13 protein-coding genes and 1 pseudogene are annotated in these 12692 nt (G+C 64.9%); 1 reads left to right on the top strand and 13 read right to left on the bottom strand.

The genetic code is table 11. The features are described from left to right. Positions 1 to 7: 7 nt before the first annotated feature. From K6301_RS14710 to obgE, 9 genes are all read right to left on the bottom strand, one after another. A complete protein-coding gene (locus tag K6301_RS14710) occupies positions 8 to 1201 on the bottom strand; it encodes a divergent polysaccharide deacetylase family protein (protein WP_247217975.1) in 1194 nt (397 codons plus the stop codon). A gap of 70 nt (positions 1202 to 1271) precedes the next feature. Beyond that, complete coding sequence (locus K6301_RS14705; RefSeq protein ID WP_134648453.1) at positions 1272 to 2594, bottom strand: S41 family peptidase; 1323 nt, start codon at positions 2592 to 2594, stop codon at positions 1272 to 1274. After that, on the bottom strand, positions 2584 to 3969 hold the full coding sequence (locus K6301_RS14700) for a murein hydrolase activator EnvC family protein (protein WP_425475403.1): 1386 nt from the start codon (positions 3967 to 3969) through the stop codon (positions 2584 to 2586). Before K6301_RS14700 ends, K6301_RS14705 begins: the two co-directional genes overlap by 11 nt. Before the next feature lie 166 nt (positions 3970 to 4135). After that, complete coding sequence (gene rlmH / locus K6301_RS14695) at positions 4136 to 4618, bottom strand: 23S rRNA (pseudouridine(1915)-N(3))-methyltransferase RlmH (protein ID WP_247220631.1); 483 nt, start codon at positions 4616 to 4618, stop codon at positions 4136 to 4138. A 134-nt stretch (positions 4619 to 4752) separates the two neighbouring features. Beyond that, positions 4753 to 5232 (bottom strand): ribosome silencing factor, encoded by a 480-nt coding sequence (gene rsfS / locus K6301_RS14690; RefSeq protein ID WP_160871824.1) that lies wholly within the window; start codon positions 5230 to 5232, stop codon positions 4753 to 4755. Positions 5233 to 5263: 31 nt separating this feature from the next. Next, on the bottom strand, positions 5264 to 5872 hold the full coding sequence (locus tag K6301_RS14685) for a nicotinate-nucleotide adenylyltransferase (protein ID WP_247220630.1): 609 nt from the start codon (positions 5870 to 5872) through the stop codon (positions 5264 to 5266). A 37-nt stretch (positions 5873 to 5909) separates the two neighbouring features. Then, entirely contained in the window at positions 5910 to 7187 is a 1278-nt protein-coding gene (locus tag K6301_RS14680; RefSeq protein ID WP_247217973.1) for a glutamate-5-semialdehyde dehydrogenase, read from the bottom strand. After that, complete coding sequence (gene proB, locus K6301_RS14675; protein WP_247217971.1) at positions 7180 to 8352, bottom strand: glutamate 5-kinase; 1173 nt, start codon at positions 8350 to 8352, stop codon at positions 7180 to 7182. Before proB ends, K6301_RS14680 begins: the two co-directional genes overlap by 8 nt. Position 8353: 1 nt before the next feature. Next, positions 8354 to 9364 (bottom strand): GTPase ObgE, encoded by a 1011-nt coding sequence (obgE, locus tag K6301_RS14670; protein WP_247217969.1) that lies wholly within the window; start codon positions 9362 to 9364, stop codon positions 8354 to 8356. Positions 9365 to 9449: 85 nt separating this feature from the next. Between obgE and K6301_RS14665 the strand changes: the two genes are divergently transcribed. Further along, entirely contained in the window at positions 9450 to 10310 is an 861-nt protein-coding gene (locus tag K6301_RS14665; RefSeq protein WP_134648443.1) for an endonuclease/exonuclease/phosphatase family protein, read from the top strand. 31 nt (positions 10311 to 10341) lie between these two features. Here the strand turns inward: K6301_RS14665 and K6301_RS14660 are convergent, their stop codons facing one another. The 4 genes and pseudogenes from K6301_RS14660 to rplU all read right to left on the bottom strand — a co-directional run. Next, positions 10342 to 10932: a GNAT family N-acetyltransferase gene (locus tag K6301_RS14660; RefSeq protein ID WP_247217966.1), complete on the bottom strand. Its 591-nt coding sequence runs from the start codon at positions 10930 to 10932 to the stop codon at positions 10342 to 10344. Continuing rightward, complete coding sequence (locus tag K6301_RS14655) at positions 10929 to 11561, bottom strand: GNAT family N-acetyltransferase (protein ID WP_247217964.1); 633 nt, start codon at positions 11559 to 11561, stop codon at positions 10929 to 10931. The genes K6301_RS14660 and K6301_RS14655 overlap by 4 nt, the downstream gene beginning before the upstream one ends. 126 nt (positions 11562 to 11687) lie before the next feature. After that, positions 11688 to 11957: a 50S ribosomal protein L27 gene (gene rpmA / locus K6301_RS14650; protein WP_134648437.1), complete on the bottom strand. Its 270-nt coding sequence runs from the start codon at positions 11955 to 11957 to the stop codon at positions 11688 to 11690. Positions 11958 to 12045: 88 nt separating this feature from the next. Continuing rightward, a pseudogene (gene rplU / locus K6301_RS14645) lies at positions 12046 to 12357 on the bottom strand (50S ribosomal protein L21); the annotation flags it as partial. Between the last annotated feature and the right edge of the window lie 335 nt (positions 12358 to 12692).

The raw sequence follows: 12692 nt of genomic DNA, 5'->3' as shown, positions 1-12692 counted from the left end.
GGAGTTCCTATCGTTTGGCGGGGATGTCTGCGAGCGATGCGACGCCGACGATCTCGATGCCGCGCGTGCCGGCTTCCTCGCACCATTCGCGGATGGCGTCCACACTTTCGTCGAAGGCCGAGGCGATGCCGATCGCGGTGCCGTTGCGCCGTGCGATGCGTTCCAGCTCATCGAGCTTCTTCAGGACGGCCGTGCGCGAGAGATCGGCGTCGAGCTGGAGGTCGGCAAAGGCATGCGGTGCGGAGACGGCGCCGGCAATGGTGCCCGAAAGCGACTGGGCGGAGCTGGCGTCGTCCAGGAAGAGCAGGCCGCGGCTTGCCACGTCGCGCATCACGGGCTCCAGCGCGTCGGCGCTGGAGAGGAAGCGACCGCCCATGAAATTCACGATGCCGGTATAATTGGTGATCCGCGCCATCGCGCGGTGCAACTCGGCGAGGTTCTGCGCCTCGCTCATATCCGTGCGCAGCGTGTAGGGGCCGGGATCGTTCTGCGGATAATCGAAGGGTTCGAGCGGCAATTGCAGCAGGATTTCGTGGCCGGCGCGCCGCGCCTCCTGCATCCAGCGCTGCAGGCTGTTGCCGCTGGCGGCAAAGGCCAGCGTCACCTCGCCCGGCAGTTCGCGGATGGCGCGCTGCGTGCCCGTCTGGCTGAGGCCGAGGCCGCCCACCACGATGGCGATCCGCGTGCCGCGCGCGCCCGACCAAGGGCGGGCGTACTGGTCCATCGGGCGCGTGCCGTCGAGACCGATGATCGGGATCTTGCCGTCGGAGGTGTCTTCCAGGAGGTCTTCGTTCGGGAAGGCTGCCGTGCGGGCATCCTGGCCGACGCGGTTTGCCTCGAGGATAACGGGACCGGTGCCGTCGCGCGTGCCGGGCGCATATTTGCGCACGACGCTTCCGTCGTCGGTGACGGTTTCCTCGACGCGGGCGCCGGAAAGGCCATTGGCCCGGCGCACGCCGTCGCCGGGCTCGGCGGCCTTTTGATCGGGCCTAGCGTCTGCGGTTTCGATGGTTTCAGCAGGGGCGACGAACGGTTCGGTGCGCAGGCCGCTTGGCGCCAGCGCCGTCCAGCCGGACAGCCCGATCAAGCCCGCGACGGCCAAAGCAGACACGACCCTGCCGGCGGAGAACCGTGACGGTCCCCTCCGTCCTGGCCTTGCCTTGCGGTCCTGGCCGAGAGGTGCGTGAATGTCTGTGCCCAAGGTCAGTCCGCGCTGGCCGGAAGGTGCGTGAAGACAGGGCCCGCGCGGTGACGGGCCCTGCGAATGCGACTTACTGCTTCAGCTCGGCCTTTTCCGGATTGGCCGGGAAGGACGGGTCGGACTTCTGGCCACGCAGCAGTTCGAGCGCGTATTGAAGCTGGACGTCGTCCTTGGCTTCCGGCGGCACGTAGGCGGAGGAGCCCGAACCCGCTTCCGTCTCGCTCTGGCCCTGGATATGGCCGCGCAGGCTGGATTCGGCCGCGTTCTCGATCTTGCCCTGCAATTCGGGCGGCAGCGGCTGCTCGACGGTGATGTCGGGCGTAATGCCGGTGCCCTGGATCGATTTGCCCGACGGCGTGTAGTAGAGCGCCGTCGTCAGGCGCAGCGCGCCGGCGTCGCCCATCGGGATGATGGTCTGGACCGAGCCCTTGCCGAAGGACCGCGTGCCGAGCACGGTGGCGCGGCGCAGGTCTTGCAGCGCGCCGGCGACGATTTCCGAAGCCGAGGCCGAGCCGCCGTTGATCAGCACGACGACCGGCTTGCCGTCGGTGATGTCGCCCGGGGTCGCGTTGAAGCGGCGGGTTTCGTCATCGTTGCGGCCGCGCGTCGAAACGACTTCGCCGCGCTCCAGGAAGGCGTCGGAGACGTTGATCGCCTGGTCGAGCAGACCGCCCGGGTTGAGGCGCAGGTCGAGCACGTAGCCCTTCAGCTTGTCGGCCGGAACCTCTTCCTTGATCTTGGTGATCGCGGCTTCGAGATCGTCATAGGTCTTCTCCGTGAAGGAGATGACGCGCAGATAGCCGACATTGTCCTCGACACGCGACTTGACGGCCCTAACAGCGATGATGTCGCGCTTGATCGTCAGCTCGATCGGCTTGTCGGCGCCCTTGCGGATCAGCGTGAGCTTGATGGGCGTGTTGACCGCGCCGCGCATCTTCTCGACGGCGTCCTCGAGCTTCAGGCCGCGCACGTCCTGTCCGTCGATCTTGGAGATGAAGTCGCCGGCCAGAACGCCCGCGCGCGAAGCCGGCGTATCGTCGATCGGCGTGATGACCTTGACGAGTTCGTCTTCCATCGTGACCTCGATGCCGAGGCCGCCGAATTCACCCTTGGTCTGGGTGCGCATGTCCTCGGCATCCTTGGCATTCATGTAGGACGAATGCGGGTCGAGCGAGGTCAGCATGCCGTTGATGGCATTCTCGATCAGCTGGTCTTCCTTCGGCGGCGTCACATACTGGGCGCGCACGCGTTCGAAGACATCCCCGAAAATGGAAAGCTCGCGATAGGTCGACGAGCCGGCGGCTTCCGCGGGCAGCGTAACCGTGTTGATGACGCTCATGGCCGTGGCACCCATGAGTGCACCGACGATAACAAGTGAAGCCCTACGTATCATTGCGTGCCTTTCCAGAAATCTTGGCGGACCACCACGGTCGGGAATCAACCGGTTTTCCGTTCTTTCGAAACTCAATGTAAAGTGTCGGCTTGTCCGTTTCCAGCGTCAAAGCGTTCACACTTGCGATCCTCTTTTCGCCCATCACGGCGAGCGGCTCTCCCGCCACGACGAACTGGCCTTCCCGCACGTTCACCTTGTCCATGCCGGACAGGACGAGGTGGTAACCCTCCCCCGCGTTCAGAATGATCATGCGTCCGTAACTGCGAAACGTCCCGGCAAAGACGATCCATCCATCGGCAGGGGCCGTGACGAGCGCGCCGGGATTGGTGGCGAGCGTCAGCCCTTGGGAATCGTGGCCGGTTCCGTCGGCGTCGCCGAATTGGCGCAACGGGTCGCCTGCCACGGGATAATCGAGTTTTGCCTGCAACTGTGAAAATTCATATGCGGGAGCAATGCGGTTTTTGTCGGGCACGCTGTCGCGCGCCAGCGCCCTCGCCTTCTCGCGCTCGGCCTCGCTCAGGCCGCGCCGTTCCTCTTCCTTGGCGCGGGCAAGCGCAGCGGCATCACGCACCGAGCCGATCTCCTTCTCCAGGCTGCCGATCAGGCCTTCCAGGCTCGTCGCGCGGCCGGCCAGCTCCTCCGCGCGCCGCTTTTCGGCGGCAAGCGTGCGATTGTTGGTTTCCGTCAGCGCCTCGTTCTGGGCGACCAGCAGCTCCGAGCGCTTTTCTTCGTCCAGGCGGATCTGCATGGCGTCCGTCAGCTCGGTCTTTTCGCGGTCGATGTCGCTCTTGATGTCCATTAGGGCGGCGAGATCGTCGATCAGCGCATCGGTTTCCTTGCGGATGCCGGGCACGACGGCGCCAAGCAGGATGGCGCTGCGCACGGAAGCCAGCGCGTCGTCGGGCGTCACCAGCAGGGCGGGCGGCGGATTGCGGCCCATGCGCTGCAAGGCGGCGAGAACCTCGGCCAGCACGCCGCGCCGCTCGTGCAGCGAGGCGCGCACGCCCGCCTCCTGTTCGCGCATGCCTTCGAGCCGCTTTTCGCCGGCGAGAATCTTCTCCTCCATCTGCTTGCGCAGGGCGGCGGACTGCACGATGGCGTCGCGCAGGGTCTGGCGGGACTTGTCGAGCCGGGCGATCTCCGCCTCCAGCTCTTTCGTCTTTTCCTCGGAAACGCTGATGGACTGGGAGAGCGATTCGAGTTCGCGGCGCGTGCTGTCGCGGCGAAGGGCAAGGGCCGCGGCGGGATCCGGTTCGACGCGGGGCAGGGAACCGGTCTTTTCGGTCGTGACGACCGTTTCGTCCGGTTCGGCAAGCACGGGATGGGCAATCGCAGCTGCCAGGAGCACAGCCGACAGCATTGCCGGCCGCAGCAGGCGGCTGACACATTCACCGGGATGGGCTGTGCCAGTTTTCCTCATCGTCTTCCGAACATCCGTTCCCTTCGCTCTATGCTGATTTGCGGACTTCGCCAAGAAGAGCGCCAAAAATAGGGCTGGCGGCACAGTGCACGGTCAGGCTTGTGCCGCCATGGCGCGTGTGTCAGCTGCGATGATAGGGGTGGCCGGAAAGAATGGTGACGGCGCGATAGAGCTGCTCGGCCAAAAGGATGCGCACGAGCTGGTGCGGCCAGGTCATCTTGCCGAGGCAGAGTGTTGCGTCCGCGCGGTCGTAGAGGGCGGGATCGAGCCCGTCGGCACCGCCGATCGCGATCATCAGCTCGCGCTTGCCGGCATCGCGAAAGCCGCCGAGAAGAGTGGCGAAGCCGGGCGAATCGAGCGACTTGCCGCGCTCGTCGAGCAGGATCAGCATGGCGCCGTCAGGCAGTGCCTTTTCCAGCATCGCCGCTTCCTCGCGCTTTCGCGTATCGGCATTGCCGGCGCGGCTTTCGCCGACCTCCGTCATCTTGCCGAGTTCGAGGCCGATCGCCGGACCGGCCTTGGCGAAACGGTCGATATAGCGGGCCGCAAGATCCTTCTCAGGGCCGGCCTTGAGCCGTCCAACCGCAAAAAGTCCCACCCGCATCGCCGAAGCCCTGTCCGTTGTCGTGGTGCGGCGATCTCTACGCACGCACCGCTCTTCCTCGCCGGACAGGCGCCCGGCGTTATGTCAAAGCGCAGGTCTCGCGCAAAACCGCATCGCGGTCTTGCCGGATCCGCTCAGTGAACCGTACCGTCCTCGATTTCGGGAGCCGCCCACATCCGTTCGATGTTGTAGAACTCCCGGATTTCCGGCCGGAACACATGGATGATGATATCGCCCGTGTCGATCAGCACCCAGTCGCCGGCTTCAAGGCCCTCGACGCGGGCGTTGCCCAGGCCTTCGTCCTTGAGATCGGAGATGAGGTGATCGGCGATCGCCATCACATGACGGTTCGAGCGTCCGGACACGACCACCATGTAGTCGCCCAGCGCCGATTTCCCGGCAATGTTGATGGACACGATATCTTCTGCCTTCGAGTCCTCGAGGCTGGCGAGGACCAGTTGAAGGGCACGGTCGGCTGCATCGTCGCTGCGTCCCGCGCTCTTGGAGAAAACGCCATAGACGTTCCCCTTTGCGTGCACTGTTGTCAGGTTCGTTCCTTTCTGGATCAGAACAGCACGTCCCGTACCGGCAAAGCGCGCCGATACCTGCCAAATGTAGGCATCAATGGGTATCGGTTTCAAGACGTCACTTCTGAGGGATGGTTTTATCTAGGTCGGTGCGCGTGCGCAGGGCCGTGGAACTGAGCGCCGAGCGCGGCCCGTGGATGAAGGTCCAGGCGGGTGCGCGCCGGCCCGGCAGCGTCATGGCGTCCTCTTCGTCGACGCGGGCATAGTCGAAGGTCTTGGCCATGCGCGAGGAGAGATAGGCGAGCGTCGAGCCCGGCCGGTCGATGACGGCGATGGGGAAGGTGCAGGCGATCTTCCGCCAGTTCTGCCACTTGTGGAATGTCGCGAGATTGTCCGCGCCCATGATCCAGACGAAGTTCACCCCACGGTTCAGCGCCTGCACGCGCTCCAGCGTTTTGGCGGTATAGCTCTGGCCGAGCCGCTTTTCGAAGGCCGTCACCTTCACACGCGGCCCGGGCGCGATGGCCTCGCTCATGTGGATGCGCTCTGCGAGCGGCGCAAGCTGCTTGTGGTCCTTCAGCGGGTTTCCAGGCGTCACCATCCACCAGAGCTGGTCGAGGCCGAGCCGGCGCAGGGCCGTTTCGGCCACGAGCGCATGGCCCTCGTGCGGCGGGTTGAAGGAACCGCCGAACAGGCCGACCGCCATGCCTTTCTCGACATGGGGCATTCTCAGATAGCGTTCTTCGACCGCGTCCGACGTCACCTCAGGGCCGCACCTGTCCGGTGCCGCGCACTCGGTACTTGAAGGAGGTGAGCTGCTCGACGCCGACAGGGCCGCGCGCATGCATCTTGCCGGTGGCGATGCCGATCTCGCCGCCCATGCCGAATTCGCCGCCATCGGCGAACTGCGTGGAGGCATTGTGCAGCAGGATCGCCGAATCGATCTCGGTGAAGAAGCGCTCGACCACGTCGGGGTCGTCGGCGATGACAGCCTCCGTATGGGCAGAAGACCAGCGGTTTATGTGCTCGATGGCGCCCGAGATACCGTCGACCAGCGAAATGGAGATGATCGCGTCGAGATATTCGGTCGACCAGTCCGCCTCGGTCGCCGGCACGAGATTGGGGATGCGCGCGCGGATCTCGTCCGTCGCACGGACCTCGCAACCGGCGGCCAGCAAGCCTTCGACCAGCGGGGCAAGATGCGTATCGGCCACGGCGCGGTCGATCAGCAGCGTTTCGGCGGAGCCGCAGACGCCGGTGCGGCGCATCTTGGCGTTCAGGACGATGTCCCTTGCCATTTCCAGCCTGGCGGATTTGTCGACATAGACGTGGCAAAGGCCTTCGAGATGCGCGAAGACCGGCACGCGGGCCTCGCTCTGCACGCGCGCGACGAGGCTCTTGCCGCCGCGCGGCACGATGACGTCGATGGCGCCGCCAAGCCCGGAAAGCATGGCGCCGACGGCCGCGCGATCCGTGACCGGCACATACTGGATGGCGTGCTTCGGCAGGCCGGCGGCCTTGAGGCCGGCGACCAGGCAGGAATGGATAGCCTGCGATGAATTCACACTGTCCGACCCGCCGCGCAGGATCACGGCGTTTCCGGCCTTCAGGCACAGCGCGCCGGCATCCGCCGTCACGTTCGGGCGGCTCTCGTAGATCACGCCGATGACGCCGAGCGGCGTGCGCACGCGCTCGATATGCAGGCCGTTCGGCCGGTCCCATTCGGCAATGACGTCGCCGACCGGATCCTTGAGGCCGGCGATATCGCGGATGGCGGAGGCGATGCCCTCGATGCGCTCCGGCGTCAGCGTCAGCCGGTCGAGGAAGGATGCGGCGACGCCGCTTTCCTTCGCATTGGCAAGGTCGAGCGCATTGGCGGCAAGGATCGCGTCGCGGTTTGCCAGGATTTCGGCGGCCATGACCTCCAGCGCGCGGTTCTTCTGTTCCGCGCTGGCGATGGAAAGCGGACGGGCGGCGGCGCGGGCATTGCGGCCGATCGTGTCCATCAGGGCGTCGATATCGGTCCTGACCTGGTCAAGCATGGCTCAAATCCTTCCCTGCCTCGGCAGCGGCCGGCACGGCGAGGCCGGTCACCACGAGGTCGTCCCGGTGCACCATGGCGGCGCGGCCGGCATAACCCAGAATGGCGGCGATATCCGCCGATTTCTTGCCGACGATCAGCCGCGCTTCGTCGGCATCGTAGCCCGCGAGGCCGCGGGCGATCTCGCGGCCGTTCGTGCCGTAGATCGAAACCGTGTCACCGCGCGAAAACGACCCCCACACGCCGCGCACGCCGGCGGGCAGCAGGCTCTTGCCGGCGCTGAGCGCGGTTTCCGCACCCGCATCGATTTCCAGCCGTCCGGCCGGCTGCAACTGCCCGGCAATCCACGTCTTGCGCGCGGTCACGGGCGACCCCGACGGTGCAAACCAGGAGGAGCGTGCGCCTTCTTCGATGGCGCGCAGGGGATGGTCGACCTTGCCCGAGGCGATGATCATGGCGCAGCCCGCGCCCGTCGCGATCTTGCCGGCATCGATCTTGGTGCGCATGCCGCCGCGCGACAGTTCCGACGCCGCACCACCGGCCATCGCCTCGATCTCCGGCGTGATGGCCGCGATGGTCTCGAGGAATTTCGCGTCGGGATCGAGATGCGGCGGTGCCGTATAGAGCCCGTCGATGTCCGACAGCAGCACCAGCAGGTCGGCGCCCGTCATGGTGGCGACGCGGGCGGCAAGCCGGTCGTTGTCGCCATAGCGGATTTCCGTGGTGGCGACCGTGTCGTTCTCGTTGATGATCGGCACGGCGCCGAGCTTCAGGAGCTGGTTGATCGTCGCGCGCGCATTGAGATAGCGGCGGCGCTCCTCGGTATCGCCGAGCGTCAGGAGGATCTGGCCGGCGACGATCGCGTCGGCCGACAGGCTTTCCGACCAGGCGCGCGCCAGCGCGATCTGGCCCACGGCGGCGGCAGCCTGGCTTTCCTCCAGCTTCAGGGCGCCCGAGGGCACCCTCAGCACGGAGCGACCGAGCGCGATGGCGCCGGAGGAGACGACGAGAACCTCGGTGCCGCCGGCCTTCAGCGCGGCAATATCCTTGCACATCGCGTCAAGCCAGGCCTTCCTGAGGCCGCTTGCGCGGTCGACAAGCAGCGCCGAGCCGATCTTGATCACAATCCGGCGGTATTTTCCGAGCGGTTTGCGGTTCCTGGTCATCTCAGTCGTCGGATCCGGCATTCTTCGATTGAACGATGACGTCGCGCAGCGCGCGCAGCGTGCTGACCATGCCGACATTGGCGACGGCGGAAAGCTGCAGCACAGGCTGGCCGCAGGCCTTCTGCAGCGCCTTGGACTTCTTCTTCAGTTCGTCCTCGTCGAGCAGGTCGATCTGCGAGAGCGCCACGATCTCCGGCTTGTCGGTGATGCCGCCGCCATAGGCTTCCAGCTCGTGCTTCACCGTCTTGTAGGCCTTGGCGACATCCTCCTCCTGGGCGGAGACGAGATGCAGCAGCACGCGCGTGCGCTCGACATGGCCGAGGAAACGATCGCCGAGGCCCACACCGTCATGAGCGCCTTCGATGAGGCCGGGAATGTCCGCCAGAATGAACTCGCCGCCGTCGATGGTGGCCACGCCCAGATTGGGATGCAGCGTCGTGAACGGATAGTTGGCGATCTTCGGCCGGGCGCGCGTGCAGGTCGCGAGGAAGGTCGACTTGCCGGCATTGGGCAGCCCGACGAGACCGGCATCGGCAATCAGCTTCAGCCGCAGCCAGATGGTCTTTTCCTCGCCCTCCAGGCCGGGATTGGCCCAGTTCGGCGCCTGATTGGTCGAGGATTTGAAATGCGCGTTGCCGAAGCCGCCATTGCCGCCGGCGGCCAGCTTGAAGCGCTGCCCCTCCTGCACGAGATCCACGATCAGCGTTTCGTTGTCTTCCTCGAAGATCTGCGTGCCGACGGGCACCTTCAACGTCACGCTCGCGCCGTTCGCGCCGGTGCGGTTGCGGCCCATGCCGTGCGTGCCGATCGTCGCCTTGAAGTGCTGCTGGTAACGGAAGTCGATCAGCGTGTTGAGGCCGTTGACGGCCTCCACCCACACGTCGCCGCCGCGTCCGCCGTCACCGCCGTCGGGGCCGCCGAATTCGATGAATTTTTCGCGGCGGAACGAGACAGCCCCTGCCCCGCCGTCGCCGGACCGGATATAGACTTTTGCTTCGTCCAGGAACTTCATCGGCTCGCCGTTCGCTTTACTCTGATCAATATGGTCATTTTGCCGTCTTCGATATAGCCGCTTCCCGCAGAGGTCAAAGACTATCGTGAAATTCGTCAGCTATAACATCCAGTACGGGATCGGTCTCGACGATCGCCTCGACCTGCCGCGCATCGTCTCCTCGATCCATGGCGCCGACATCATCGCGTTGCAGGAAGTGACCCGCAACTTCCACCGCAATGGCGGCATCGACATGGTCGCCGAATTGCAGACCCTGCTGGCGAACCACTACTCCGTCTTCTGGCCGGCCTGCGATCTCGACGCCGGATCGGCGATCGAAAAGGGCCGCGTGGTCAATCGCCGCTTCCAGTTCGGCAACATGATCTTCTCCCGCTGGCCCATCCTCTCCAGCCGTCTCATCCCGCTGCCGCGCACCCGCACGCTGGACAAACTGAACCTCCAGCGCGGCGCCACCGAAGCGGTCATCGCCACACCGGGTGGCGCGCTGCGCGTCTATTCCGTGCATCTCGACCATGTGCACCGCGACGAGCGCATCGCCCAGATCCGGTATCTCAAGGACCGCGCCCAGCTCTACGGCTTCGAGGGCGGCGCGATTTCCGGCGCCCATGAACTCGGCCTGCCCGAACCACCCGTGCCGGAGGACTATGTCCTGATGGGCGATTTCAACATGGTGCCGGAATCGCCCGAATATTGCGAAATGGTCGGCGGCGTCGATCCGCTTTATGGCCGCCAGATCCGCGCCGGCAACCCGGTCGATGCCATCGCCGGCCTCGGCAAGCGCCATGCCGCGAGCTTCAGCTGGATCAATCCCCAGGACCATGCCGACCGCATGTTCCTCGATTACTGTTTTCTCAGCCACGGCCTCGTGGAGCGCCTGACGGATGCCTGGGTCGACGAGACGGCCTTCGGCTCCGACCACATGCCCGTCTGGTTCGAATTGTCGTAGACCGGGGCGGATCGCTCCGCCCCGGTCGATGTCAGTGCCGCGGCGCGGCCGGGCGAAAATCGCCCGGCGCCAGTACGGTCTCGAGATGTGGCACCATGGCGGCGCGCGCGACGCTGAAGACCTCGCTGCAGCCGGTGATGCGGAAGCCCGCCTTTTCCTGCACGCGAAGAGACGCGAGGTTGTCGGCGAAGATGCCCGAGTGGATTTCCGTGCCCGGCATGCGCATCAGGAAGCGGGCGATGGCCGCATGCACGGCCTCGCTCATATAGCCGCGCCGCCAATAGAAGCGGTTCAGCCAGTAGCCGATTTCCCAGCCCTTGCTCCGTCTCTCGAAGGAAACGCAGCCGATATGCACGTCGTCGCCAGCGGTGATGGCGAAGGCCCAGCCATCGTTAAGATCGGTGGTCGCCATGCCAAGCCATTCGGCGGCATCCTGCCGGTCATAGGGGGCGGGAACCCGCGCCAGCATGCGCGAGACCTGGAAGTCGGCAAGCGACTGGGCGATGGCGTCGGCATCGGACATGCGGTGCGGACGCAGCGTGAGGCGCGCCGTCGCAATGGTCGGGCAGGGGCCAGGCCCGGCGGTGCGAGCCCGTTCGACGGAGGTTTGCATGGCGTTCATCGCATGCCTCCCCAGCTCTTCAGCGAGACCCAGGTCTTGCGATCGAGCCGGTACCATTCGACGGGCACCATGCCGCCGACGGCAAGGCTCTGCACCATGCCGGTCGCCTGGAACTGGAAGCCGCACTTCTGGATGACCCGCCGCGAGGGGATGTTCATGACCCGGCAGCGCGCATCGATCTGTTCGATGTCGCGGGTGCGGAAGACCATGTCGATCAGCGCATGGGCCGCTTCCGTGACATAACCCTGGTTCCAGTAGGGTTCGCCCAGCCAGTACCCCAGCTCGACCGTGCGTCCGTCGTCATGCGGCTCGATCCCGCAGCAACCGAGGAAGGCGCCGTTGTCGGCTTTCGTGATGGCATAGACGCACTTGCCAATCGCGCCGTCGCGCGTGCGTCGCACGAAATCGGCGGCGTCCGCAACCGTGTAGGGGTGCGGCATGCGGGCGACCATGTTGGCGATATTGGCGTTGTTGGCGAGATGGGCAAGGGCGTCGATGTCGTCTTCGTGCGGGGCTCTCATGACAAGCCGCGGCGACAGTAAGATCGGGCAATCGGTCCTCGACCGGTCAGGCCTTGGCCTTTCCTGGGGAGACCTTGATTGGTCTTCCCGCAACAGTTCGGTTTGCATGTTCAGTCCTCCAGAACGAAAAAGGGAGATAAGGTCTTGCCTCATCTCCCTTTTTCTTCTTCAGGCCTGAAACCTGTCGCGCCAGCCGGGTCGATGAGACGCCGGCTGTTTTAGAGCGCTACCGGCTTATTCCGCTGCTTCCGCTTTCGGGGCTACAGACACGTAAACGCGACCGTTGGCCTTCGTACGGAAATTCACATTGCCAGCCGTAAGAGCGAAGATCGTGTGATCCTTGCCGAGACCGACATTGGCACCGGGATGCCACTGCGTACCGCGCTGACGCACGATAATGTTGCCTGCGAGGACGGCTTCGCCGCCGAACTTCTTCACGCCAAGACGCTTGGACTCGGAATCGCGACCGTTGCGCGAGGAACCGCCAGCTTTTTTGTGTGCCATGGGAGTTCTCCTTTACCTGTCCGGGTTATTCGGCTGCTGCAACGGCTTCGGCTTCAGACTTCTTGGAAGCCTTCTTTGCCTTGCCGCCGGCGGCTGCGATGTCGAGGATACGGACAGTCGTGTTGTGCTGACGATGTCCGCGCGAACGCTTCGAGTTCTGGCGACGACGCTTCTTGAAGGCGATGACCTTCTTGGCGCGGCCGTGCTCGACGACTTCTGCGGTGACGATCGCGCCTTCGACGAAGGGCGCACCGATCGTCGCATCGGCGCCGACGCCGACCATCAGCACTTCGGTGAATTCGATCTTTGCACCAGCGTCGCCCGACAGCTTTTCAATCGTCAGAACGTCGTTGGCGGCCACGCGGTACTGCTTACCGCCGGTCTTGATGACTGCGAACATTTTGTATCCTTTCATGTTCGTACCGGCTCTGCGCCCTGGGGCACGGCCGTCTTTTTATCAGTCGACAGGGATGGCGATGCATTGGCGCATCACCGGCTCGGGTGGTTCCCGCAGAACGCGGCGCCGAAAAATCAGGCCGCTCGACAAAAAGAACCATGTCGCGGCACAGGTCAGACCCATGCCACTGCACCTTGCGCAATAGGTGAGGGGCGGGAAACTGTCAAGGGAATTTCCGTCACCATGACAAATAGATGACCTTTCAACGGTCAAGGCCTCTTGCAAGCCTGCACGACACCCGCTATGTACCGCCCGCGCCTCAAAGGTGCCGACCGACA

The sequence above is a fragment of the Shinella oryzae genome, assembly GCF_023038235.1.
In the GTDB taxonomy this organism is placed as follows: domain Bacteria; phylum Pseudomonadota; class Alphaproteobacteria; order Rhizobiales; family Rhizobiaceae; genus Shinella; species Shinella sumterensis.
The sequence above is the reverse complement of the archived record's forward strand: the minus strand, read 5'-3'. Positions and strand labels throughout refer to the sequence as shown.